The sequence below is a fragment of the Hylemonella sp. GW821-FHT12C09 genome, assembly GCF_058807395.1.
The window spans coordinates 107,013-129,663 of the sequence record NZ_JBXAQQ010000006.1; the positions used below are offsets into that span (position 1 = coordinate 107,013).

A 22,651-nucleotide genomic window follows, 5' to 3' on the forward strand; every position below is an offset into this window, starting at 1 on the left:
GCTTAGACAGCCAGGCGCTTGCGGCCCTTGGCACGACGCGCGTTGATCACGGCACGGCCACCACGGGTCTTCATGCGGACCAGGAAACCATGGGTACGCGCACGGCGGATCTTGGAGGGCTGGTAAGTACGTTTCATCTCGAAATCCTAGTGATAAGCGTGGAGTTTTTCTGCCATGCAACCGCACCGTCCATCGCTGGCGGCACAGCCCATGAAATGTCCCGTTCGCACTTCAGTGGCCTTGGTTTGCACCTTGCGGCGCTTTCCGGACACATCACAGGCTTCGGGAAAACCATAGATTATCGCAAAAATTTCCAATGCTGGCAATGCCTTGGCTTTCCAAGTGCGTGCAGCACTTGAGGGCCTGGCGGGCCCCTCGCCCCTTGTGGATAAATTCTTGATAATTTACAATCCAGCGCACCATACGGCCTATATATCCACAATAATTAGCACGCATGAGCGAGGGACAACTCAATAGTCAGGCCGTGAGCCTGGGCCAGGAAGCCGGGCACAGCTTGTGGCAGACTTGCGTCGACCAACTGGCCCAGGAACTCCCCGAACAGCAATTCAACACCTGGATCAAGCCCCTGACGGCACAGGTCGCTGAAGATTTCTCCCGCGTCACCCTTTTTGTCGTCAATCGCTTCAAACTGGACTGGATCCGTGCCCAATACAGTAGCCGGATCGCTGCGCTGCTGGAAAAGGTCTATGGCCAGCCCATGCATCTTGAGTTGGCACTCACCCCCAGGGAAAACAACACCAGGGCGAAGGAAGTGGTTGTCGAAGCCGAGGCCTTGCCTGCGGAAGAGTCCTATGCCGCCGGACTGGAGCGCATCAACCCGGCGAATCGGACCCGTCTCAACACCGCCCTGACTTTCGATACCTTGGTGGAAGGCACGGCCAACCGCATGGCCCGCGCTGCCGCCATGCACGTGGCCAGTTCACCGGGGCAGCTTTACAACCCCCTGTTCATCTACGGTGGTGTCGGCCTGGGCAAGACCCACCTGATGCATGCTGTGGGTAACCGCTTGCTGGCCGAGCGCCCCAACGCCAAAGTTCTGTACATCCATGCGGAACAATTCGTTTCCGATGTGGTTAAGGCCTACCAGCGCAAGACTTTTGACGAGTTCAAGGACAAGTACCACTCCCTCGACCTGCTGCTGATCGACGATGTGCAGTTCTTTGCCAACAAGGACCGTACACAGGAGGAGTTCTTCAACGCCTTCGAGGCCTTGCTGGCCAAGAAATCCCATATCGTGATGACCAGTGACACCTATCCCAAGGGCTTGCTGGACATCCACGAACGTCTGGTCTCCCGCTTCGATTCCGGCCTGACTGTGGCCATTGAACCGCCGGAACTGGAAATGCGCGTAGCGATCCTGATCAACAAGTCGCTGAGCGAAGGCACCGAGATGCCCGAGGAAGTGGCCTTCTTCGTGGCCAAGAACGTGCGCTCCAACGTGCGTGAACTCGAAGGTGCCCTGCGCAAGATCCTGGCCTATTCACGCTTCAACCAGAAGGAAATCTCCATCCAGCTGGCCCGTGAGGCCCTGCGCGACCTGCTGTCCATCCAGAACCGGCAGATTTCCGTGGAAAACATCCAGAAGACGGTGGCCGACTACTACAAGATCAAGGTCGCCGACATGTATTCCAAGAAACGGCCGGCCAGCATTGCCCGCCCACGCCAGATTGCCATGTACCTGGCCAAGGAACTGACACAGAAGAGCCTGCCCGAGATCGGCGAGCTGTTTGGTGGTCGCGATCACACCACCGTACTGCATGCGGTCCGCAAGATATCCGGTGAACGCCAGCAACTGACTGAACTGAACCAGCAATTGCACGTACTTGAACAGACCCTCAAGGGATAGAAGGAGGCATCACCCATCAAAAAAGCGACCTGAAACCCTGGGGATAGTTCTGGCACAAGTCATGAGTTATCCACAGGGGAAAGCCGTTCTGCCAAGTTATGCAGTCTCGCACCGGATCAAACTCGACGACTACACACATGGTTGGACGACAGGCAAGTCGTTGATAAAAAAAGGGAAAATGATGCTATCCACAGAAGGCAGCCTGCTCTATCTACTACTACTAATTTGAATTAAAGAAATCAAAGAAGAGGTTGACATGATCGTCCTGAAGGCAACACAAGACAAAGTACTCTCCGTTTTCCAGTCCGTTTCGGGCATCGTGGAACGTCGCCATACCCTGCCTATCCTGGCCAACGTGATGATTCGCAAGACCGGCAGCGCCTTGCAGTTCACGACCAGCGATCTGGAAATCCAGATCCGGACCACGGCTGAGCTTGATGGAGATGCCGGCAATTTCACGACCACGGTGGGTGCGCGCAAGTTGATCGACATCCTGCGCACCATGCCGGCTGACCAGACCGTGTCGCTGGAATCGAGCCAGAACAAGCTCATCCTCAAGGGGGGCAAGAGCAAGTTCACCTTGCAGACCCTGCCCGCCGAGGATTTTCCGCTGGTGCAGGAAGCCGCCAATTTCGGTCCGGTTTTCAGCGTGCCGCAGAAGACGCTCAAGGAGCTGCTGAGCCAGGTCTCGTTTTCGATGGCTGTGCATGACATCCGCTACTACCTCAACGGCATCCTCTTCGTGGCAGAAGGCAAGCAACTGAGCCTGGTGGCAACCGATGGTCACCGCCTGGCCTTTGCTTCGGCGACGCTGGATGTGGAAGTGCCCAAGCAGGAAGTCATCCTGCCGCGCAAGACGGTGCTGGAAATGCAGCGTCTGTTGAGTGATACCGAGGGTGCGATCGAGATGCAGTTCGCCAGCAACCAGGCCAAGTTCAGCTTTGGTGGCATGGAGTTCGTGACCAAGCTCGTCGAAGGCAAGTTCCCGGATTACAACCGTGTGATTCCGAAGAACCACAAGAACGCCATCGTCCTGGGCCGTCAGCCCCTGCTGGCGAGCCTGCAGCGCACCGCCATCCTGACCAGCGACAAGTTCAAGGGTGTACGCCTGAACATCGACCCCGGCACCCTGCGTGTGGCATCCAACAATGCCGAGCAGGAAGAAGCGGTGGACGAGCTGGACATCGACTACAGCGGCGACAGCATCGAGATCGGCTTCAATGTGACCTACCTGATCGATGTTCTGACGAACATGGAACAGGATATGGTCAAGGTTGAACTCTCGGACTCGAACAGCTCCGCCCTGATCACGATTCCCGACAACCATAGCTTCAAGTACGTTGTGATGCCCATGCGGATCTGACGGAAGCGCAAGATCATGACCCGCGATGAACGTCTGGTTCATGGCGGGTCTGTTCATTCAAGTGTTTGAATAGTGTTGAGAAGTAAGCCATGACCGAAGAAAACAAGCCTAGCGCTGTAGAGAATTTCAGCGCCCAGCCCCGTATCGATGCCCATCAAGTCGGTGCATCAGAAGGTTATGGCGAATCGTCGATCCAGATTCTGGAAGGCCTGGAGGCGGTACGCAAACGCCCGGGCATGTACATCGGTGATACGTCCGACGGTACCGGCTTGCACCACCTGGTGTTCGAGGTGGTCGACAACTCCATCGACGAGGCATTGGCTGGCCATTGCGATGACATCGTCGTCACCATCCACCTGGACAATTCGATCAGCGTGGTTGACAACGGGCGTGGCATCCCGACCGGCGTCAAGATGGACGACAAGCACGAGCCCAAGCGCAGTGCCTCGGAGATCGCGCTGACGGAGCTACATGCCGGCGGCAAGTTCAACCAGAACAGCTACAAGGTCTCGGGCGGTCTGCACGGCGTGGGTGTGTCCTGCGTCAATGCGCTGTCCAAATGGCTGCGCCTGACCGTGCGTCGCGAAGGCAAGGTCCACCAGCTGGAATTTGCACGTGGCGCGGTACAAAACCGCATCATCGAACAAGTGGGTGGTGTGGACGTCTCGCCCATGAAGGTGGTCGACGCCACCGAGAAGCGCGGGACCGAGGTGCACTTCCTGCCTGACCTCGACATCTTCCAGCAGAACCATGAGTTCCATTACGACATTCTTGCCAAGCGCCTGCGCGAACTGAGTTTCCTGAACAACGGTGTGCGCATTCGTCTCAAGGACGAGCGCAGCAACAAGGAAGACGACTTTTCCGGTGCCGGTGGTGTCAAGGGTTTTGTCGACTTCATCAATGCCAACAAGAAGGTGCTGCACCCGAATGCCTTCCACGCGAATGGCGAGCGTCCGGCAGAAACCTACGGTGGCATCCCGGGCACCAACATCGGCGTCGAAGTCGCCATGCAGTGGAACGACGGCTACAACGAGTCCGTGCTCTGCTTCACCAACAACATTCCGCAGCGCGACGGAGGTACCCACCTGACGGGTCTGCGCGCGGCCATGACCCGTGTCATCAGCAAGTACATCGAGAGCAATGAACTGGCCAAGAAGGCCAAGGTCGAGATCTCGGGTGACGACATGCGTGAAGGCCTGTGCTGCGTGCTGTCGGTCAAGGTACCGGAGCCCAAGTTCAGCAGCCAGACCAAGGACAAGCTGGTCAGTTCCGAAGTGCGTGCCCCGGTGGAAGACATCGTGGCCAAGTCGCTGACGGATTTCCTCGAAGAGCGCCCCAACGATGCCAAGATCATCTGCGGCAAGATCATCGAGGCGGCCCGCGCCCGCGAGGCGGCCCGCAAGGCGCGCGAGATGACGCGCCGCAAGGGTGTGCTCGACGGGATGGGCCTGCCCGGCAAGCTGGCGGACTGTCAGGAAAAAGACCCGGCGCTGTGCGAAATCTACATTGTCGAGGGTGACTCCGCTGGCGGTTCGGCCAAGCAGGGTCGCGATCGCAAGTTCCAGGCGATCTTGCCACTGCGCGGCAAGATCCTGAACGTGGAGAAGGCACGTTACGAGAAATTGCTCACCAGCAATGAAATCGTGGTGCTGATCACGGCGCTGGGAACGGGCATCGGCAAGGCCGCGGTTGAAAGCGGCAAGTCGGGCGTCGATGACTTCAACATCGACAAGCTGCGTTACCACCGCATCATCATCATGACCGACGCCGACGTGGACGGGGCCCACATCCGCACGCTCTTGCTGACCTTCTTCTACCGCCAGATGCCCGAGTTGGTCGAGCGCGGCCACATCTACATCGCCCAGCCGCCGCTGTACAAGGTCAAGTCGGGCAAGGAGGAACTCTACCTCAAGGATGCCTCCGCGCTCGATACCTACCTGTTGCGCATAGCCCTGATCGGGGCTTCCATCCACACGGGCGGTGCCAACGGGACCGTGATCACGGGTGACACCCTGGCCGAGCTGGCGCGCAAGCACCAGCTGGCCGAGCGCGTGATCGCCCGCCTGCACAACTTCATGGACGCCGAGGCGCTGCGCTCCATCGCCGATGGCGTGGTGCTCAAGCTCGATACCGTCGCAGAAGCCGAGGCGTCTGCCGTCGCCCTCCAGGCCAAGCTGGCGGGTGCTGAAGTGGCGGGCGAGTTTGACGCCCGGACCGACAAGCCCATCCTGCGCATCAGCCGCCGCCACCACGGCAACGTCAAGAGCAGCGTTATCACCCAGGACTTCGTGCACGGGGCCGATTACGCTGCGCTGGCGGAGGCTGCCAACACCTTCCGCGGCCTGCTGGCCGAGGGCGCACGCGTCATGCGTGGCGAAGGCGAGAAGCAGAAGGACGAGAAGGTGGGCGACTTCCGCCAGGCCATGGCCTGGCTGATCGGGCAGGCCGAGAACGCGACCGCACGTCAGCGTTACAAGGGCCTGGGCGAGATGAACCCGGAACAGCTCTGGGAAACCACGATGGACCCGGCCGTGCGCCGCCTGCTGCGCGTGCAGATCGATGATGCCATCGAGGCCGACCGCGTGTTCACCATGCTCATGGGCGACGAGGTCGAGCCGCGGCGCGACTTCATCGAGACCAACGCGCTGCGCGCCGGCAACATCGACGTCTGAGATCCGACAAGGCGGCGCAGGCTTTTCACCGGCATGAAGCCTGTCGCCGTCATCGACTTCGAAACCACGGGTATTTCACCCGAACAGGGCGCCCGTGCCACGGAAGTGGCCATCGTGCTGGTGGAACAAGGGCGCATCGTCGACCGTTTCCAGAGCCTGATGAATGCCGGCGCCCACATTCCTGCCTTCATCACTCAGCTCACCGGCATCAGTAACGCGATGGTGCAAGCCGCGCCCGACGCCGGCGTGGTGATGCGCCAAGCCAGCAACTTCGTGGGTGACGCTCCCATGGCGGCCCATAACGCTTCCTTCGACCGCAAGTTCTGGACCGGCGAGTTGTCCCGCCTGGGACTGCCGGCCGTTCAGCCGTTTGCCTGCACCATGCTGCTGTCGCGCCGGCTCTACCCCCAGGCGCCGAACCACAAGCTGGGCACGCTGGTGGACTACCACCGGCTGCCGCGCACCGGTGCGGCCCACCGGGCCCTGGCGGACGCTGAAATGGCGGCCGAGTTGCTGCTTCGGATCCAGCAGGACCTGCAGCGCCGCCACGATGTCGCGGACGTCGACCATGATCTGCTGATGGCGCTGCAGCATTGCCAGCGCCAGGGTGTTTCGGCCCTCTTGTCGCGGCACGCCCGGGTATAGGATGCTCCCTGACCGCATAATCAGGCGATGCCTGCTGAATGGCTCATCCCATGAGTGACAAAAAACCTTTCGAGATCGCGCGCGAGGCGCTCAAGCAGATCACGGCACGCCAGCTGGCGCCCACGCCAGTGAATTACCAGGCGATCTACAACGAGATTGCGGGCGTGCCAAATGTGCAGCCCTTCCCGGAAGAGCCCCTGCGACAGATTGCCCAGGCCCTGCCGGCGCGTAACCCGGGCCAGGAAAAGCAGCGCAGCCTGCTGGAGTACGCGATCGGGCAGCGCAACTGGCTGGGTGTGCAGAACGCCCTGGTGGCCTATAGCGGTTTTGCCATGCCGGGCAGTGGGGATTCGGCGCCGGCACCGCTGGCGCCCACGCCCATCGCGGCACCGGCACTCACGCCGGAATTCTTCGAGCAGATTGCACGCCTGATCGAATACGCCCGGCCCGCCCTGGGCACGGACGACACCCGTTTCCAGGAGCAGATGCAGCAGTTGATCCAGGCCCTGCGTGACCCGGCAGCCGAGGCCTACAAGGTCAAGGCGCAGCTGGCCGACTTCAGCCATCGCCTGTCCTTTGCGGCCGAGGACCAGGCCGAGATCCATCTGACGCTGCTCAAGCTCTTGCAGCTCATCATCGACAACATCGGCGAGCTCAGCCCGGACGACAACTGGCTCAAGGGCCAGACCGATGCGCTGAAGGAAGCCGCCCAGCCGCCGCTGACCTTGCGCCGCCTGGACGATGTGGAGCGCCGCCTCAAGGATGTGATCTTCAAGCAGACCGAGGCCAAGGGGCGGGCGCAGGAAGCCCAGGAAGAACTGCGCCAGATGCTCGCCACCTTCATCAGCCGGCTCTCGCAGATGAGCGAGACCAGCGGCGCCTACCAGGGCAAGATGGAAGAGAGCATGCGCCAGCTTGAGCAGGCCAAGAAGATCGAGGAGATCGCGCCCGTGCTCAAGGAGGTCATCAGCGCCACGCGCCACATGACCAGCGAGTCGACCAGCGCGCGCGACGAGTTGCGCGCCATGCGCGAGAAGGCGCAGGCCACCGAGGCCGAGATGGTCAAGCTGCACCGCGAGCTCGATCGCGTCAGCGCGCAGGCGCGCCACGACAGCCTGACCGGCGCGCTCAACCGCCAGGGCCTGGACGAGGCCATGAACCGCGAAGTGTCCAGTGTGCGTCGCAAGGACGCCATCCTGTCGGTGGCCTTGCTGGACATCGACAACTTCAAGAAGCTCAATGACGGCAAGGGGCACGAAACCGGCGACGCCGCGCTCAAGCACCTGGCCACGGTCGCGCGCGAGTGCATGCGCCCGCAGGACACGCTGGCACGTTATGGCGGCGAGGAGTTCGTCGTGTTGCTACCCGACACGCCGCTGGACAAGGGCGTGGAGGCCATGACGCGCCTGCAGCGCGAGCTGACCAAGCGCTTTTTTCTCGCGGGCAACGACAAGATTCTCATCACCTTCAGTGCCGGTGTGGCCCAGCTGGCCACCGGTGAAACCGGTGCCGACGCCATCAAGCGTGCCGACCAGGCCATGTACCTGGCCAAGCGTGCCGGCAAGAACCGCGTCATCGCCGCCTGACCACTTTTTCCAGGAGACCTCCGATGAAAATGCTGTTGGCCGGATTGCTGATCTTCCTGGGCGTGCACTCGGTGCGCATGTTCGCCGAGGACTGGCGCCAGCGCATGCGCAGCCGCCTCGGCAAAGGGGCCTGGAAGGGCCTGTACTCCCTGCTGTCGCTGGCCGGGCTGGCTTTGATCGCCTGGGGCTTCGACCTGGCGCGAGAGCAGCCGGTGGTCCTGTGGACCCCGCCCACGGGCCTGCGCCACGTGGCCTCGCTGCTGACCCTGCTGGCCTTTGTCCTGCTCGCGGCGGCTTACGTACCGGGCAATGCCATCAAGGCGCGCCTGCACCACCCCATGGTCCTGGGCGTGAAGACCTGGGCGCTGGCCCACCTGCTGGCCACGGGCATGCTGGCGCACCTGCTGTTGTTCGGCGCCTTCCTGGTCTGGGCCATTTTCAATTTCAGCATCTCGCGCCGCCGTGATCGTCGCGATCGCGTGTCCTACCCTCCCGGTCGTGGGGTGGCCACCGGCGTGACCGTGGCGCTGGGGGTGGCCTCCTGGGCCGTGTTTGCCTTTGGCCTGCATGGCCTGCTGATCGGCGTCAAGCCGTTTGGCTGACACTGCCTGCGGCGGCTATTTTTCCAGGACCCACTGGATCACGAATTTGGCCGCAAAGCCCACCATGCCGAAGGCCAGGCCCAGGAAGATCACGAAGGTGCCGAAGCGCCCGGCCTTTGATTCCCAGGCCAGGTGGCCGATGATGAACAGCATGTAGAGCATGAAGGCGCCCACGCCGAAGGACAGGCCGAAGGCGGCGATCTGCTCCTCGGTGTAGCCGAACATCAGTACGCTCCCGGTTGACCCGTCGTCCGCTCGGGCCAGGCCGAGGCATCCACCAGGTCGCGGTAGGCATGCCAGCTGGCATGCCCCAGCATGGGCATGACAGCGATCAACCCCAGCAGGGCCGAGAGCAGGCCCAGCAGGGTGAAACCCATGATGAGCGTGGCCCACCAGGCCATGGGCACGGGGTTGTTCAGCACCGCTTCCCAGCTGGTGATCACGGCCTGCAGCACGCTGATGCGGCGGTCCAGCAGCAAGGGGATGGCAATCGCGCTGGAGGCGAACATGGGCGCGGCCATCAGGCCCCCGAGGGCCAGCCAGACTTCGAACAGCCAGTTGTCGTGTGCCAGCACCACGTGGCGCAGGAAATCCAGGGGCTGTTCGATGGGAACCGGAGACATCAGAGTGACCAGCGCGGCCGAGGTCACAACCCAGCCGGTACCGGCCAGGCCCAGCAGCAGGCCGAATTGCACCAGGCGCCAGTCCTTGCCGTCACGGCTGTCCCCATGACGGCGCCAGCTCAGCCAGGTCTTCAGCACCAGACGCCAGGACGTGGCCTCGCCGCGTTCCACCGCCCGGCTGAGTGCATACAGGCCGGTGGCGAGCACCGGGCCCACCACCAGCAGGCCGGAGAAGGCGCCGGCCAGCCACCAGAACTGGTGACGTGCCAGCACCAGCAGGCCCAGGCCGACGACGGTCAGCACCAGGCCATGCGCGAAGCTGACCCAGCCGCAGCGTCCGATGTCACGCCAGCCCAGCACCAGCCAGCGCATCGGCTGGTGCAGATCGATCGTGCGGATGACGGGTGCTGCGGTGGGCTTCATCAGGCTCCGATGTTAACCGTGCCCGCGATGGGGTCCATGGCGGTGGGAGGAGCGGGCCGTGCTTTCATCGAAGACCTTCTTCTGGTCGGCATTCAGCGCGCCGTAAAAGGTTCGGGTGGCCGCGTCACGTTGCTCGAAGGCGGCATCCCGTTGCTTGCGCAGTTCGTTCATCTTGTCCAGGCGCTCGGGGGTGCTGAGCTTGGCCAGCTCTTCACGCTTGGGCATGGACGCGCGGGCCGGGGGCTGCATGGCGGCAAGGAAAGCGTTCCAGTTGCCTTCCTGCTCGGCACTCAGCTTGAGCTTGGCCTTGAGGTCGGCCGCGCGCTTGGCCATGTGCTCTTTCATGCGTTCCTGCTGGCGGGCGTGACGCTCGCCATCGGGCTGGTGCATGCCGGGGCCAGCGCTCGCGCCTGTGGCCGGGCCGGGGCCGGATTGCGCCAGGGCCACCAGGGCGGAAGTAGCCAGCACGGTGGCCAGCACAACGGGTTTGAAGTTGACTTTCATATCCTCATCCTTTCAGATCAGACCTGTTGCGAAGTAACAGGGTGCATGCAGTCTGCGCGGCTTGTGTATCGCGAGGATGAGGGTGTGCATCGCCTGTGTAAAGTCGGTCGCTGCCCCCGCGATCTCAGGCCAGGCGTCCGTTCTGGAAGTCTTCGACCGCCGTCATCAACTCCTCGCGCGTGTTCATGACGAAGGGGCCGTATTGGGCGATCGGTTCCTTGAGCGGGCGGCCGGCGATCAGCAGGGCGCGTGCGGGTGCGCTGCCGGTCTCGGCCTGCAGGCGTACACCGTCGCCGCTGTTGTCCAGGATGGCCATGCGGTGCAGCGGTACCGGGGTGGCTTGTCCACTGCCATCCACGACCTGCACGGTGCCGCGGTAGGTATAGAGGAAGGCGTTGTAGCCCGCTGGCAGCGGCTGGTTGAAGATGGCGCCGCTGGCGGGGAAATGCAGGTCCAGGTAGAGCGGGTCGGTCGGGTAGGCATCGACCGGGCGCGCCACGGCGCCGTTCACACCGTGGCTGTGGCCGGAGATCACGCGCACGGTCACGCCTTCGGGTGTGGTGAGTTCGGGGATCTCGGCGCTCTGGATATCGCGGTAGCCCGGCGTGCACATCTTGTCGCGCCCCGGCAGGTTGAGCCAGAGCTGGAAACCTTCCATCACGCCCGCTTCCTGTTCAGGCATCTCGCTGTGGACCAGGCCGCGGCCTGCCGTCATCCACTGCACACCACCGTTTTGCAGCAGCCCTTCGTTGCCGGCGCTGTCGCGGTGGCGCATGCGCCCGGCGATCATGTAGGTGACCGTCTCGAAGCCGCGGTGCGGGTGATCGGGGAAACCGGCGCCGTAGTCCTTGGGGTCGTCGCTGGCGAAGTTGTCCAGCATCAGGAAAGGGTCGAGCCGGCGCTGCAGGTCGTGCGTGAGCACGCGTGTGAGCTTGACACCGGCGCCGTCGGTGGTGGGCTGGCCGGTGACGAGGCGTTCGACGGCGCGGGGAGAGGTGACGGTCATGGGCGGCAGGGTCCTGTCGGGTGAAATGACTGCCGGGCCGGAATGGCCCAGAGCATGGACAGATGTTAGCGGGAGGCCGAAACCCCTGCGCCGCCGTGCTTTATCAGGCCTTGGGAGCGTCCTTGACGGAGCAGGTGTTGATGCCCAGCAGGGCGTAAGGCGGGCACCAGCCCATCAGGCCGGTGGCCATGGGGATCAGCCCCAGCCAGCCCCACCAGCCGACGGTGCCGGTGGCTGCAAGGCCGACCAGGATGGCGCCTGCGAGGATGCGAGCGACGCGTTCCATGCCGCCGATATTGGTTTTCATGCTGTACTCCTGTTGTGGATGCGGTTCATTATTGGGGTCCGGGGGGCTGCCGTCAACCGCCCCGGCTGGCCAGGTCGTCGAGGATGGGGCAGTCGGGCCGTTCGTCGCCATGGCAGTGGTGCAGCAGTTGTCGCAGTGTGCGCTGCATCGATTGCATGGCTTCGATGCGCGTGGCGAGTTCGTCCACGTGTTTCTGGGCGATGCGCTTGACGCTGGCGCTGTTGCGCCGACGGTTCTGCCACAGCGTCACCAGTTCGGCGATCTCGGCCATGGAAAAGCCGAGGTCGCGCGAGCGCTTGATGAATTGCAGCGTGCGCACGTCGGCCTCGCTGTACTGGCGGTAGCCGCTGTCGGAGCGTGCCACGTGCGGCAACAGGCCGAGCGACTCGTAATGCCGCACCATCTTGGCCGAGATGCCGGACAGCTCGGCTGCGCTGCCGATGTTGACGGGCCAGAGCATGTGCGCCATGGCCTTCAGGCGGCGACCGTGTAGCCTTCTTCGGCGATCGCCCGGGCCAGGGTTTCGCGCGCCTGCTGCGACTGCACTTCCACCAGGTTCTTGCTTCGGTCGATCTTGACTTCGGCCTGCGGGTCCACCTGCTTGATGGCGCGTGTCACGGCCTTTTCGCAGTGACCGCAGGTCATGCCGCTGACGTTGAAGTTCTGGTTCATGGGGCCTTCCTTTCGCTGGGAGTTGGGTTCAGGGAAAGCATATCCTGAAGCTTGCCACGATGGGAAGGTCAAGCTCCTGGTTTCGACCTTCTCGACAACAAGGTTGATCTGGCGCAAGACTTGACCCTGCCATCGTGGCAAGGTTCAGAATTCGTTGCATGAACACTTCAACATCCCTCGCTTCTCCCCCGGCCACGCTGGACCTCGGCATCGGCGGCATGACCTGTGCGTCCTGCGTGAGCCGGGTGGAAAAGGCCCTGAAGAAGGTCCCGGGCGTCAGTGACGCCGCCGTCAACCTGGCCACCGAGTCGGCGCGCGTGAGTTTCGCGCCCTCGGAGCAGATCGAGGCGCGGCTGCGCCGTGCCGTACGCGATGCCGGCTACGAGCCGCGTGCCGCCGATGCGCTGGAGCAGCCGGAAGAGGCCTCGCCCTGGGCAGGTTTTGCGCCGGTGGCCATCGGCCTGGCCTTGTCGTTGCCACTGGTGGTGCCCATGCTGGGTGATCTGGCCGGCAAGCACTGGATGTTGCCGGCCTGGGCGCAGTTTCTGCTGGCCACGCCGGTGCAGTTCATCCTCGGGGCGCGCTTCTACAAGGCCGGCTGGTTTGCGCTCAAGGCCCTGACCGGCAATATGGATCTGCTGGTGGCCATCGGCACCACGTCGGGCTGGGCGCTGTCCATGTGGCTGTGGCTGAGCGCCGAGTCCGGCACCATGGTGCATCTGTATTTCGAGGCTTCGGCGGTGGTGGTGACGCTGGTGCTGCTGGGCAAGTGGCTGGAGGCGCGCGCCAAGCGCCAGACCACGGCTGCCATCCGCGCCCTGCATGCCTTGCGGCCGGACGTTGCGCACCTGATCGGGCTGGACGGCGAGGTCGACGTGCCGGTGGCCGAGGTGCTGGTGGGCGACAAGCTGGTGGTCCGCCCCGGCGAGCGTTTCCCGGTGGACGGCATCCTGCTCGAAGGCCACACCCAGGTGGACGAGTCCATGCTGACCGGCGAGCCCCTGCCCGTGGCCAAGGACGCCGGCGCCAGGCTGACCGGCGGCTCCATCAATGGCGAGGGCCGTGTGGTGCTGCAGGTCGGCGCCGTGGGCAGCGAGACCGTGCTCGCGCACATCATCCATCTGGTGGAGGATGCGCAGGCCGCCAAGGCGCCGATCCAGCGCCTGGTCGATCAGGTCTCGGCGGTGTTCGTGCCGGTGGTGCTGATGATTGCCCTGCTGACCCTGCTGGGCTGGTTGTGGGCCGGCGCCTCGGCCGAGTCGGCCATCATCCACGCGGTGGCGGTGCTGGTGATCGCCTGCCCCTGTGCGCTGGGCCTGGCCACGCCGGCGGCCATCATGGCGGGGACCGGGGTGGCGGCGAAACACGGCATCCTGATCAAGGACGCGCAGGCCCTGGAGCTCGCGCACAAGGTGGATACCGTGGCCTTCGACAAGACCGGCACGCTCACCGTGGGCCAGCCACGCCTGACCGCGTTTGAGGTGCTGCCGGATCAGGACGAGGCGCGCCTGCTGGCCGCCGCCGCCAGTCTGCAAAGCGGCAGCGAACACCCGCTGGCACGTGCCGTGGTGCAGGCCGCACAGGCCCGCCAGCTGTCCGTGCAGGCGCCGGACAACGTGCGTGCCGTGCCCGGGCGCGGCAGCGAGGGCGAGGTGGGCGTGACCAGCTACCTGATCGGCAGCCTGCGCTGGATGGAGGAGCTCGGCGTGGGCCTGGGCGCACTGGCGCCGCGTGCCACCGCGCTGCAGGCGCAGGGCGCCACCGTCTCGGCCATGGTCGAACGCACCACGCAGGGGCTCGCGCTGCGCGGCCTGCTGGCCTTCGGCGACGAACCCAAGCCGGGTGCGAAAGAGGCCTTGGCGGCTTTGCGTGCGCGCGGCATCCGTACGGTCATGATTTCGGGCGACAACCGCGGCGCCGCCGAGACCATGGCGCGTCGCCTGGGTCTGCGTCCCGAAGCGGGCGAGGTGCTCGCCGAGGTACTGCCGGGTGACAAGGCGGCCATGGTGGCCAGATTGAAGGAAGGCGGCCATACCGTGGCCATGGTGGGGGATGGCGTGAACGATGCGCCGGCCCTGGCGGCGGCCGATGTCGGCATGGCCATGGGCAACGGCACCGACGTGGCCATGCACGCAGCTGGCATCACGCTGATGCGGGGCGACCCGCTGCTGGTGGCCGCGGCCCTCGATGTGTCGGACCGCACCGTGGCCAAGATCCGCCAGAACCTGTTCTGGGCCTTCATCTACAACGTGGCGGGCATACCCTTGGCCGCATTGGGCTACCTCAACCCGGTGATTGCCGGTGCCGCCATGGCCATGAGTTCGGTCAGCGTGATGAGCAACGCCTTGCTGCTGCGCCGCTGGCGGCCGAAGGCCTGAATAGCCCTGTTTTCAGGCGTTTCAATTTGTCAAGGGCGCTGCAGGGTGGGGTCTAGAATGTGCCGCTTTCACCCCCACCCGGCGAGGTCGTCCCATGAGCACGAAGTTGTTTGCATTGATGCGCCAGTTCACGATCCGTTTTCGCATGCTGGGAGCGATCGGCGTGGTGCTGGCCTTGCTGGCCCTGGTGGGAGGTGCGGGCATGTTCGGCATGTTCCGCATTCACCAACTCAGCGCTGAGGTGATCGACGAGTCCATGGCCGTGGTGGATCGTGTGGCCCGGCTGCGGCTGGACATGGCCCAGGTGCGGCGCCATGAAAAGGACATGATCATCCAGTACGAAAAGCCGGAACTGATCCGCCAGATCCGGGAGCGCTGGGAAGCCGAGATGAAGACCATCATGCAGACCGCCGGCGATCTGGCGGCCAGCCTGCCCGAGGCGCGCGGCGCACAGCTGCAGAAAGCGATCGAATTCCTCAAGAACTACCATCAGTTCTTCAGCGGGACAGCCAGCCAGCTCGAGAGCAGCGCCTATGAAACCGCAACGGTGGCCAGCCGCATGAGTGCCCGTTCGGTGGCCCAGTTCGAGGAGGCCGACAAGCTGCTGACCCAGATGGACCGGGACGTTCGCGCCGAGGCGCAGGCCTCCAACGCCAACCGCAATGCCGTGCTGGATCAGGCGCTCTTCATCTTTGCCGGCCTGGTCATTCTCAGCCTCGCGATCGTCGTGCCGTTGACCCTGCTCAATATGCAGGCCATCTGCCAACCCGTGGAGCAGGCGCGCCGGCTGGCGCAGGCCATCGCCAGCGGTGACCTCTCGCAGCGCATGGAGGTGCAGGGCCGTGACGAGGCGGCCGACCTGCAGCGCGCGCTGGAGCAGATGCGCAGCGGGCTCTCGGGCATGGTGGCGCAGTTGCGCGAGTCTGGCGAGAGCATCTCCACCGCCAGCAGCGAGATTGCCACCGGCAACCAGGACCTCTCCAACCGCACCGAGCAGACCGCCGGCAACGTGCAGCACACGGTGAGCTCCATCGGCGCTCTCAGCGGCAATGTGCAGCAGACCGCCAGCTCGGCGCAGACCGCCAACCAGCTGGTGGCCACGGCCTCGCAGGCCGCACAACGCGGCGGCTCGGTGGTGACGCAGGCGGTGCAGAGCATGCACAGCATCTCGCAGTCCAGCCGCAAGATCAACGACATCATCGGCGTGATCGACGGTATCGCCTTCCAGACCAACATCCTGGCGCTGAATGCTGCCGTGGAAGCGGCGCGCGCCGGCGAGCAGGGCCGCGGCTTTGCCGTGGTGGCCAGCGAGGTGCGCTCGCTCGCGGGCCGCAGCGCCGAGGCCGCCAAGGAGATCAAGGCCCTGATCGGCGCCAGCGTGACGGCCGTGGATGGCGGCGTGCGCCAGGTGGAAGAAGCCGGCACCGTGATGCAGGAGATCGTCAGCGGCGTGCAGCGCGTGCGCGACATCATCGGCGAGATCACCGTGGCGGCTGGCAGCCAGTCCAGCGGCATCGGCGAGGTCAACCAGGCGGTGCAGGAGATCGACCGCATGACGCAGCAGAACGCGGCACTGGTCGAACAGTCGGCCGCGGCCGCCGAATCCATGCGTGAGCAGGCCGAGCGCCTGGCCGGCATCGTGCGGCAGTTCCGCCTGGAGGCCCAGAGCCGCGGCGCTCCCCTGCTGCTGGCTTGAACCGCGCCAGACTGCGCAAAGCTTGACGAGCGTCAAGCCAGCGCGGTGCCAGCCGTGCCAAGCTGGGAACCATCATCTGATCCGATCGGAGGTTCCCCATGGCCCATGCCAGCTTACGCATCATCCAAGACGAGCATGCCGCACTGTCGGCGATGCTGCAATCCCTGCGCATGATGGTGCGGCGCGGACCGGGCGACGGTCCGGAGCAGTTCTTCGACGTGCTGCGCGCCATGCTGTTCTACATCGACGAGTTTCCCGAACGCCTGCATCACACCAAGGAAACCGAGCTGCTCTTCCCGCCGGTGCGCGCGCGTGCGCCGCACCTCAAGGATGCGCTGGATCGCCTTGACCGCGATCACGCCCGTGGCGAGACGGCCGTGCGCGAACTGCAGCACCTGCTGCTGGCCTGGGAACTGCTGGGCGATTCGCGCCGCGAAACCTTCGAGCAGGCCGTGGCGCGCTACCTGGATTTCTACCTGGAGCACATGAAGCTGGAGGAGACCGTCATCCTGCCCGAGGCGGAGAAGGTCCTGAGCGCGCAGGACTGGCAGGCACTGGACGCGGCCTTTGCCAGCAACTGCGACCCGCTGACCGGCAAGTACCCGCGCGACCCGGTCTACGACCGCCTGTTCACGCGCATCGTGATGCGCGCACCCGCACCGATCGGCGTCGGCGCGGGCTGATCCGGGGGCCTAGTTTTCCTCGTCCAGGCGCTTGCCTGTGAACCAGGCGACGTAGAGCACGGGCAGCACCACCAGGGTGAGCAGGGTGGCCGTCACCAGGCCGCCGATGACCACCAGCGCCAGAGGCCGCTGCGTCTCCGAACCGATTTCCTGCGACAGCGCCATGGGCAGCAGGCCCAGTGCAGCCAGCATGGCCGTCATGAGCACGGTACGCAGGCGCTGCATCGACCCGGTGCGGGCGGCCTCCAGCACGGTGTAACCGGAGTTGCGCAGCTGCTGGAACACCGAGAGCATGACCACGCCGTTGAGCACGGCCTGGCCCGACAGGGCGATGAAGCCGATGGCGGCCGACACCGACAGCGGGATGTCGAACACCCACAGCGTGATGAAACCGCCGATCAGCGCCAGCGGCACATTGACCAGGATCAGCGCCGCTTTCTTGAAGGAGCCGAAGGCGTCGAACAGCAGCACGAAGATCAGCAGCAGCGAGATCGGCACCACCACGGACAGGCGCTGCATGGCGCGTTCCTGGTTCTCGAACTCGCCGGACCAGTTGACGGTGTAGTTCTCGGGTACCTTGACATTGGCCGCTACGCGCGCCTTCATGTCTTTCACCACGGAACCCATGTCACGTCCCTTGATGAAGACGCCGAGGGCCATGGTGCGGCGACCCGCTTCGCGGGCGATGTTCATCGCGCCGGTGGCTTGCCGGATGGTGGCGACCGAGCCCAGGGTCGTGTAACCACCGCCGGGAATGGCCAGTGGGGTGGAGGGTAGATTGGCGATGGTGCGCTCGTCCTCGGGCAGGCGAACCGCGACGGCGAACTTCTTCTCGCCTTCCCACAGCAGGGTGGCGGCACGGCCGGCCAGGGCCGATTCAATCACGTCCTGCACGTCGCTGACATTCAAGCCGAAACGCGAGGCGCGTTCGCGGTCGATGTCGATCAGCAGCTGCGGCAGCTCACCCAGGCGGTCTACCTCGGCCCGTTGCACGCCCTGCACCTGGCGGAACTCGCGGCGCATGGCCTCGACCGTACGTTGCAGTTCACCCAGATCCTCGCCGGCCACCTTGACGACGATCTGGCCCTTGATCTGCGAGATGGATTCGAGCACGTTGTCGCGGATGGGCTGAGAGAAGGCGGGATCAACGCCCGGAATCACCGCCAGCTTGCGGTCCATTTCCTCAATCAGCGCATCCCGCGTCATGCCCTTGCGCCACTCTTCCACGGGTTTCACATCGACGAAGACTTCGGCCATGCTCAGGGTCTTGGGGTCCGTGCCATCTTCGGGCTGGCCGGCCTTGGAGACGACGGTACGCACTTCAGGCACGGTCAGCAGTTGCTCGCGCGCGATGCGCAACACCTTGACGGCCTGCTCCTGTGACTGGCTCGCGGGCATGTCCCAGTTGACCCAGAAGGTACCTTCATTGAGCTCAGGAAGAAATTCGGAGCCCAAGCGCGCGGCGGCCCCCAGGCCCAGCACGAAAGCGGCCAGCGCGATCACCACCACCTTGCGCTGGTGTGTCAGGGCCCAGTCCAGCACCGGTGCGTAAATGCGCTTGGCGGCGGCAACCACGCGGTTGTCGCCATGCGGCAGCTTCTTGCGCAGCATCCAGTAGGCCAGCAGGGGAACCAGCGTGAGCGAGAAGATCAGCGAGCCGATCAGCGCCGTGGTGACGGACAGCGCCATGGGCTGGAAGATGCGGCCTTCGTGCCGTTGCAGCGCAAAGATGGGGATGTGCGCGGCGATGATGATCAGCATGGAGAACAGCGTGGGCCGCCCCACCTCGTTGGCCGCGTCGATGATGGTCTGGCGCCGCTCGCTTTCGGACATGTTCTCGTTGTCCTTCTCGAGCCGGTGCATGATGTTCTCGATCACGATCACCGCGCCATCGACGATGATGCCGAAGTCCATGGCGCCCAGCGACAGCAGGTTGGCTGGCACGCCCATGATCTTCAGGCCCATGAAGGTGGCCAGCAGCGCCAGCGGGATCACCACCACCACGGCCAGGCTGGCGCGCAGGTTGGACAGGAAGATGTAGAGCACCAGGGACACCAGCAGCGCGCCCTCGACCAGATTGCGGAACACCGTGGAGAGGGTCTTGCCCATCAGCCAGGTGCGATCGTAGAAGGGCACGATCTGCACGCCTGGCGGCAGGCCGCGTTCATTGAGTTGCTCGATCTTGTCCTTCACGCCTTTGAGCACGACGCTGGCGTTCTCGCCCTTGCGCATGATGACGATGCCGATGACGGCGTCGTCGTCATGGTCCTGCCCGGTGATGCCCAGGCGCGGCACGGAACCCAGCTTGATTTGTGCGACATCGCGGATCAAGATGGGCGTGCCATTGCGCGAGTCCAGCACGATGCGCCCGATGTCGTCGGGCGAGCGCAACAGACCAATGCCGCGGATGGCAAACTGCTGCGAACCCTGGGCCACATAGCTGCCCCCCGCATTGGAGTTGCCGCGCCCCAGCGCGTCGAGCAGGTTCTGGAAGGTCAGCTTGTAGGCGCGCAGCTTGTCCAGGTCGGGCTGCACCTCGTATTGCTTGATGAAGCCGCCCATGGCCACCACGTCGGCCACACCGGGCACCTGGCGCAGCGCACGCTCCACCACCCAGTCCTGCTGCGTTCTCAGATCGGTGGTGGACAGGCCATCGCCACGCAGGCGGTAGCGCATGATTTCGCCTACGGGGGTGGCGTTCGGCGCAATGTTCACCTGGGCCCCGGTTGGCAGGTCCACGCCGTTGAGCCGCTCCATCACCTGCTGGCGTGCCAGGTTGACGTTGGCGCTGTCGTCGTAGGTCACCACCGTGTACGACAGGCCGAATTGGGTGTGGGAAAACAGGCGGATCGCGTTGGGCAGGCCGGCCAGTGCGGTTTCAATGGGCAGCGTGACCTGCTTCTCGACCTCTTCGGCCGCGCGCCCCGGGAACAGGGAAATCACCGTGACCTGGGTGTCTGTCACGTCGGGGAAGGCCTCGACCGACAGGCTCTTGAAAGCGAACACGCCAGCCAGCACAAACAGCAGCGTGCCCAGCACGATGAACAGCGGCTGGTGCACCGCATACTGGATGAGACGTTTCATTTCTGGTCCGCCCCGCGACCCGGCGTCGTGGCGGCTGGCGCGGCGTTGGTGCCACTGCCGGTTCGCGCCTCTTCCTCGGCCAGGCGCAGCAAACGGGCCAGCAGCAGGGCGTTTTCAACCACGACCTGCTCGCCGGCCTTCAGGCCGCTGCTCACGACCACCTGCTGGGGGCCCTCGTAGTCCAGTTCCAAGGCGCGGCGCTCGAATTCGCCCGGGCGTGTTTCCACAAAGGCGGACTGGCGTGTGCCTCGCAGCAGCACGGCGGTTGACGGCACCACGACCGAACCGGGGAAAGTGCGTTCGAAACGCGCCGTGGCCAGCATTTCCGCCTTCAGGCGGCGATCCGGGTTGGACACCACGCCACGGATCTTGATGGTGCGCGTCAACGGGTCGATGAAGTCGGACGCCGTGACCACGCGACCTGAAAACGTCTGGCCGGGCAGACCGGCGACATGGAACTGGAAGCGGGTGCCTGGCCGCACGACGCCGACTTCGGACTCGCGCGCGTCGATCTGGATCCAGAGCGAGGTCGGGTCGGACACGACGAACAGGGCCGGCACGCCTGGCCCACTCAACTCGGGGCGCAGCTCCTGGCCAGGATTGAGGTTGCGCTCGACCACCACGCCGCCGATGCTGGCGGTCAGCACCAGTTGCTGGTTGACGTTGCCGCTCCCGCCGTACAGGCGCGTGCGGGCTTGTGCGCGTTCGACTTCGGCGCGGGCGCGCTCGTGGTCGGCTTCCGTCTGCTCCAGCTCCTTGCGCGCCACGATGCCGGCGTCGAAGAGTTCGCGCTGGCGCTGCACGGCCTTGGCCGTCAGCCGTGCATCGGCCTCGGCGCGCGCGGTGTCGCTCTGCGCCTGGCCGAAGTCAGGCGAGGCCAGCTGGGCCAGCGCGGCGCCCGCCTGAACACGCTGGCCGACGTCGGCCTTGATGCCCATCACCCGCCCGGCGAAAGAAGGATAGATGCGCTGGGTGCGCTCCTCGTTCCACACCAGCTTGGCGGGCAGTTCGATGGCGATGGACCTGGCCGGTTCGGCCGTTGCCACTGTCAGCAGCTTGAGTTGTGGATGCCCGGCGGCAAAGCGCAGCTGCTGGCCCTGCATGATCGGGGCCTGGGCGTCCGCCTTGGGCGCGGGTTGTTCGTTGCAGCCCGTCAGCAGCAGGGCGGCCAGCAACAGGGGCAGAGGGGCGTTCGGGCATTTCAGCATGGTCAACGGCATTTCGGGTCTTTATTCATGGGGCGGCGGCGGCCACCGGCAGGCCGCTGCGCAGTTGCCAGGCCCCCAGGGCCTTGGCGTGCTCGCTGCGTGCGGCCACGGCATCGAGCACGGTGGCGCGCAGGGTGCGCCGCGCGTCCAGCAGGTCGGTCAGCGAGAGCGCGCCCTTGCGGTAGGCCAGTTCGGCGCCTTCGGCCACACGGCGCGCGCGCGGCAAAATCTCGGTGTCGTAGGCGCTGGCGCGCAAGGCCGCGCTTTGCAGCTCATGTTGCAGGCGCTGCAGTTCCAGTCGTGCCAGGCGCCGGGTTTTTTCCAGCGCGCTCTCGGCCAGGGCCAGCTGGGCGCTGGCGCGGCCGATCTCGCCTTCGTAACCGTAGCCCCACTGGAGCGGCATCTGCATGCGCAGGGCCATCAGGGCGGTGGACGTGCCAGGGTAGTGGTTGTAGGAGACCCCCCAGGTGATGTCGGATTTTTTCTGCGCGCTGCTGCCGTCCAGTGCCGCCTGGGCCGCCTGCACACGGGCACGGGCGGCGCGCACATCGGCGCGGGCTTCGACCAGGTCCTCCAGCACGGCAGCGGCGACCGGCGCGGCGGGCAGGGCCGGCCAGTCGGCGCGGGCCTGCAGCTGTTCCGGGGCGGGCACCAGGGCGGTCAGCTGCCAGAGTACCAGGGCGGCGCGCTGTTGTTCCAGCTCGGCCTGACGCAGGTCGGCACTGGCGCGCTGGGCTTCGATTTCCGTGCGGGCCGTCTCCTGGGCCGACAGGTCGCCGGCCTGCAGGCGCCGTCCGGCGATGCGGGCCAGTTCGGCGGCGTTGCGCTCGATCTGCGTCACCTCGGCCACGCGTTCCTGCGCGGCCAGCAGGTCATAAAAACCGGTCAGGGCGGCCAGGCGCTGTTGCGTGCCGGTCTCGTCCAGCTCTGCGCGGGCTGCATCGGCTGCGCGCTGGGCGGTCAAGGTGCGCAGCTCGCGCTTGTTGCCGCGTTCCCAGGTCCAGTCCAGGCCGACCGATTTGTCATAACGCTGCTCGGTCCAGGCATTGCCGCTGCCGTTGCCGTTCTGCAGGTCGATCTGGTTGACGCTGGCCGACAGCACGGGAAAGGGGGAGCGGTCGGCGCTGGTGATGTCGGCTTGTGCACCGGCCAGCGTGCGCCGCGCGAGGGCGACGTCCAGATTGTCCTGGGCCGCTTGCAGGGCCTGCTGCAGGGAGACGGGCAGCGGCGCAGCGGCCGGCGTCTGGGCCTGGAGGGCCACCGGCAGCAAGAGGCTGCTCAACAACAATAACTGACGTATGCTCATGGATCAATCCACTCGGGGGGATCGAG

General features: G+C 64.9%; 20 protein-coding genes. 9 read left to right on the forward strand and 11 right to left on the reverse strand.

The annotated features are described in order from the left end of the window. Positions 1-2: 2 nt before the first annotated feature. Positions 3-137, reverse strand: a complete 135-nt coding sequence (rpmH, locus tag AC1RRP_RS11540; protein WP_006299042.1) for a 50S ribosomal protein L34 — start codon at positions 135-137, stop codon at positions 3-5. 317 nt (positions 138-454) lie between these two features. On the opposite strand from rpmH, the gene dnaA reads away from it, so the two are divergent. The 6 genes from dnaA (at position 455) to AC1RRP_RS11570 (ending at position 8,735) form a co-directional block, all read left to right on the forward strand. Then, positions 455-1,867 (forward strand): chromosomal replication initiator protein DnaA, encoded by a 1,413-nt coding sequence (dnaA, locus tag AC1RRP_RS11545; RefSeq protein ID WP_493036279.1) that lies wholly within the window; start codon positions 455-457, stop codon positions 1,865-1,867. A gap of 256 nt (positions 1,868-2,123) precedes the next feature. Beyond that, a complete protein-coding gene (gene dnaN, locus AC1RRP_RS11550; protein WP_057674309.1) occupies positions 2,124-3,230 on the forward strand; it encodes a DNA polymerase III subunit beta in 1,107 nt (368 codons plus the stop codon). 89 nt (positions 3,231-3,319) lie between these two features. Continuing rightward, entirely contained in the window at positions 3,320-5,902 is a 2,583-nt protein-coding gene (gyrB, locus tag AC1RRP_RS11555; RefSeq protein WP_493036281.1) for a DNA topoisomerase (ATP-hydrolyzing) subunit B, read from the forward strand. Between the two features lie 33 nt (positions 5,903-5,935). Then, on the forward strand, positions 5,936-6,547 hold the full coding sequence (locus AC1RRP_RS11560) for a 3'-5' exonuclease (protein WP_493036283.1): 612 nt from the start codon (positions 5,936-5,938) through the stop codon (positions 6,545-6,547). Positions 6,548-6,597: 50 nt separating this feature from the next. Further along, a complete protein-coding gene (locus AC1RRP_RS11565; RefSeq protein ID WP_493036285.1) occupies positions 6,598-8,133 on the forward strand; it encodes a sensor domain-containing diguanylate cyclase in 1,536 nt (511 codons plus the stop codon). A gap of 23 nt (positions 8,134-8,156) precedes the next feature. Further along, on the forward strand, positions 8,157-8,735 hold the full coding sequence (locus AC1RRP_RS11570) for an NnrU family protein (RefSeq protein ID WP_493036287.1): 579 nt from the start codon (positions 8,157-8,159) through the stop codon (positions 8,733-8,735). 15 nt (positions 8,736-8,750) lie between these two features. Here the strand turns inward: AC1RRP_RS11570 and AC1RRP_RS11575 are convergent, their stop codons facing one another. The 7 genes from AC1RRP_RS11575 to AC1RRP_RS11605 all read right to left on the reverse strand — a co-directional run bounded on the left by AC1RRP_RS11575 (position 8,751) and on the right by AC1RRP_RS11605 (position 12,270). Continuing rightward, complete coding sequence (locus AC1RRP_RS11575; protein ID WP_493036289.1) at positions 8,751-8,960, reverse strand: DUF2788 domain-containing protein; 210 nt, start codon at positions 8,958-8,960, stop codon at positions 8,751-8,753. Next, a complete protein-coding gene (locus AC1RRP_RS11580) occupies positions 8,960-9,781 on the reverse strand; it encodes a DUF2189 domain-containing protein (RefSeq protein WP_493036291.1) in 822 nt (273 codons plus the stop codon). Before AC1RRP_RS11580 ends, AC1RRP_RS11575 begins: the two co-directional genes overlap by 1 nt. Before the next feature lie 12 nt (positions 9,782-9,793). After that, complete coding sequence (locus AC1RRP_RS11585; protein ID WP_493036293.1) at positions 9,794-10,285, reverse strand: Spy/CpxP family protein refolding chaperone; 492 nt, start codon at positions 10,283-10,285, stop codon at positions 9,794-9,796. Between the two features lie 124 nt (positions 10,286-10,409). Beyond that, positions 10,410-11,291 (reverse strand): pirin family protein, encoded by an 882-nt coding sequence (locus AC1RRP_RS11590; protein ID WP_493036295.1) that lies wholly within the window; start codon positions 11,289-11,291, stop codon positions 10,410-10,412. 103 nt (positions 11,292-11,394) lie between these two features. Next, positions 11,395-11,598: a YgaP family membrane protein gene (locus AC1RRP_RS11595; protein WP_493036297.1), complete on the reverse strand. Its 204-nt coding sequence runs from the start codon at positions 11,596-11,598 to the stop codon at positions 11,395-11,397. Between the two features lie 52 nt (positions 11,599-11,650). Further along, on the reverse strand, positions 11,651-12,058 hold the full coding sequence (cueR, locus tag AC1RRP_RS11600) for a Cu(I)-responsive transcriptional regulator (protein WP_493036627.1): 408 nt from the start codon (positions 12,056-12,058) through the stop codon (positions 11,651-11,653). 14 nt (positions 12,059-12,072) lie between these two features. Continuing rightward, positions 12,073-12,270, reverse strand: coding sequence for a heavy-metal-associated domain-containing protein (locus tag AC1RRP_RS11605; protein WP_057674299.1), 198 nt, complete (start codon positions 12,268-12,270; stop codon positions 12,073-12,075). 158 nt (positions 12,271-12,428) lie between these two features. Here AC1RRP_RS11605 and AC1RRP_RS11610 point away from each other — a divergent pair, with 158 nt between their 5' ends. From AC1RRP_RS11610 to AC1RRP_RS11620, 3 genes are all read left to right on the forward strand, one after another. Further along, entirely contained in the window at positions 12,429-14,648 is a 2,220-nt protein-coding gene (locus AC1RRP_RS11610) for a heavy metal translocating P-type ATPase (RefSeq protein WP_493036299.1), read from the forward strand. A gap of 94 nt (positions 14,649-14,742) precedes the next feature. After that, positions 14,743-16,344 carry a methyl-accepting chemotaxis protein gene (locus AC1RRP_RS11615; RefSeq protein ID WP_493036301.1) on the forward strand — a complete coding sequence of 534 codons (1,602 nt, stop codon included), beginning with the start codon at positions 14,743-14,745 and terminating at the stop codon, positions 16,342-16,344. 98 nt (positions 16,345-16,442) lie between these two features. Beyond that, positions 16,443-17,027 (forward strand): hemerythrin domain-containing protein, encoded by a 585-nt coding sequence (locus AC1RRP_RS11620; protein ID WP_493036303.1) that lies wholly within the window; start codon positions 16,443-16,445, stop codon positions 17,025-17,027. Between the two features lie 9 nt (positions 17,028-17,036). Here AC1RRP_RS11620 and AC1RRP_RS11625 read toward each other — a convergent pair whose 3' ends face one another. Genes AC1RRP_RS11625 through AC1RRP_RS11635 form a run of 3 tightly spaced genes read right to left on the reverse strand, consistent with a single transcriptional unit; the run spans position 17,037 to position 22,625 of the window. Continuing rightward, positions 17,037-20,111 carry an efflux RND transporter permease subunit gene (locus AC1RRP_RS11625; protein WP_493036305.1) on the reverse strand — a complete coding sequence of 1,025 codons (3,075 nt, stop codon included), beginning with the start codon at positions 20,109-20,111 and terminating at the stop codon, positions 17,037-17,039. Beyond that, on the reverse strand, positions 20,108-21,319 hold the full coding sequence (locus AC1RRP_RS11630) for an efflux RND transporter periplasmic adaptor subunit (RefSeq protein WP_493036307.1): 1,212 nt from the start codon (positions 21,317-21,319) through the stop codon (positions 20,108-20,110). Before AC1RRP_RS11630 ends, AC1RRP_RS11625 begins: the two co-directional genes overlap by 4 nt. 25 nt (positions 21,320-21,344) lie before the next feature. After that, a complete protein-coding gene (locus tag AC1RRP_RS11635; RefSeq protein ID WP_493036309.1) occupies positions 21,345-22,625 on the reverse strand; it encodes a TolC family protein in 1,281 nt (426 codons plus the stop codon). Between the last annotated feature and the right edge of the window lie 26 nt (positions 22,626-22,651).

Excerpts from the sequence above, each read along its gene's own strand:
- rpmH (WP_006299042.1), bottom strand. The coding sequence starts at position 137 with ATGAAACGTACTTACCAGCCCTCCAAGATCCGCCGTGCGCGTACCCAT.
- dnaA (WP_493036279.1), top strand. The coding sequence starts at position 455 with ATGAGCGAGGGACAACTCAATAGTCAGGCCGTGAGCCTGGGCCAGGAA.
- dnaN (WP_057674309.1), top strand. The coding sequence starts at position 2,124 with ATGATCGTCCTGAAGGCAACACAAGACAAAGTACTCTCCGTTTTCCAG.
- gyrB (WP_493036281.1), top strand. The coding sequence starts at position 3,320 with ATGACCGAAGAAAACAAGCCTAGCGCTGTAGAGAATTTCAGCGCCCAG.
- AC1RRP_RS11560 (WP_493036283.1), top strand. The coding sequence starts at position 5,936 with ATGAAGCCTGTCGCCGTCATCGACTTCGAAACCACGGGTATTTCACCC.
- AC1RRP_RS11565 (WP_493036285.1), top strand. The coding sequence starts at position 6,598 with ATGAGTGACAAAAAACCTTTCGAGATCGCGCGCGAGGCGCTCAAGCAG.
- AC1RRP_RS11570 (WP_493036287.1), top strand. The coding sequence starts at position 8,157 with ATGAAAATGCTGTTGGCCGGATTGCTGATCTTCCTGGGCGTGCACTCG.
- AC1RRP_RS11575 (WP_493036289.1), bottom strand. The coding sequence starts at position 8,960 with ATGTTCGGCTACACCGAGGAGCAGATCGCCGCCTTCGGCCTGTCCTTC.
- AC1RRP_RS11580 (WP_493036291.1), bottom strand. The coding sequence starts at position 9,781 with ATGAAGCCCACCGCAGCACCCGTCATCCGCACGATCGATCTGCACCAG.
- AC1RRP_RS11585 (WP_493036293.1), bottom strand. The coding sequence starts at position 10,285 with ATGAAAGTCAACTTCAAACCCGTTGTGCTGGCCACCGTGCTGGCTACT.
- AC1RRP_RS11590 (WP_493036295.1), bottom strand. The coding sequence starts at position 11,291 with ATGACCGTCACCTCTCCCCGCGCCGTCGAACGCCTCGTCACCGGCCAG.
- AC1RRP_RS11595 (WP_493036297.1), bottom strand. The coding sequence starts at position 11,598 with ATGAAAACCAATATCGGCGGCATGGAACGCGTCGCTCGCATCCTCGCA.
- cueR (WP_493036627.1), bottom strand. The coding sequence starts at position 12,058 with ATGCTCTGGCCCGTCAACATCGGCAGCGCAGCCGAGCTGTCCGGCATC.
- AC1RRP_RS11605 (WP_057674299.1), bottom strand. The coding sequence starts at position 12,270 with ATGAACCAGAACTTCAACGTCAGCGGCATGACCTGCGGTCACTGCGAA.
- AC1RRP_RS11610 (WP_493036299.1), top strand. The coding sequence starts at position 12,429 with ATGAACACTTCAACATCCCTCGCTTCTCCCCCGGCCACGCTGGACCTC.
- AC1RRP_RS11615 (WP_493036301.1), top strand. The coding sequence starts at position 14,743 with ATGAGCACGAAGTTGTTTGCATTGATGCGCCAGTTCACGATCCGTTTT.
- AC1RRP_RS11620 (WP_493036303.1), top strand. The coding sequence starts at position 16,443 with ATGGCCCATGCCAGCTTACGCATCATCCAAGACGAGCATGCCGCACTG.
- AC1RRP_RS11625 (WP_493036305.1), bottom strand. The coding sequence starts at position 20,111 with ATGAAACGTCTCATCCAGTATGCGGTGCACCAGCCGCTGTTCATCGTG.
- AC1RRP_RS11630 (WP_493036307.1), bottom strand. The coding sequence starts at position 21,319 with ATGCTGAAATGCCCGAACGCCCCTCTGCCCCTGTTGCTGGCCGCCCTG.
- AC1RRP_RS11635 (WP_493036309.1), bottom strand. The coding sequence starts at position 22,625 with ATGAGCATACGTCAGTTATTGTTGTTGAGCAGCCTCTTGCTGCCGGTG.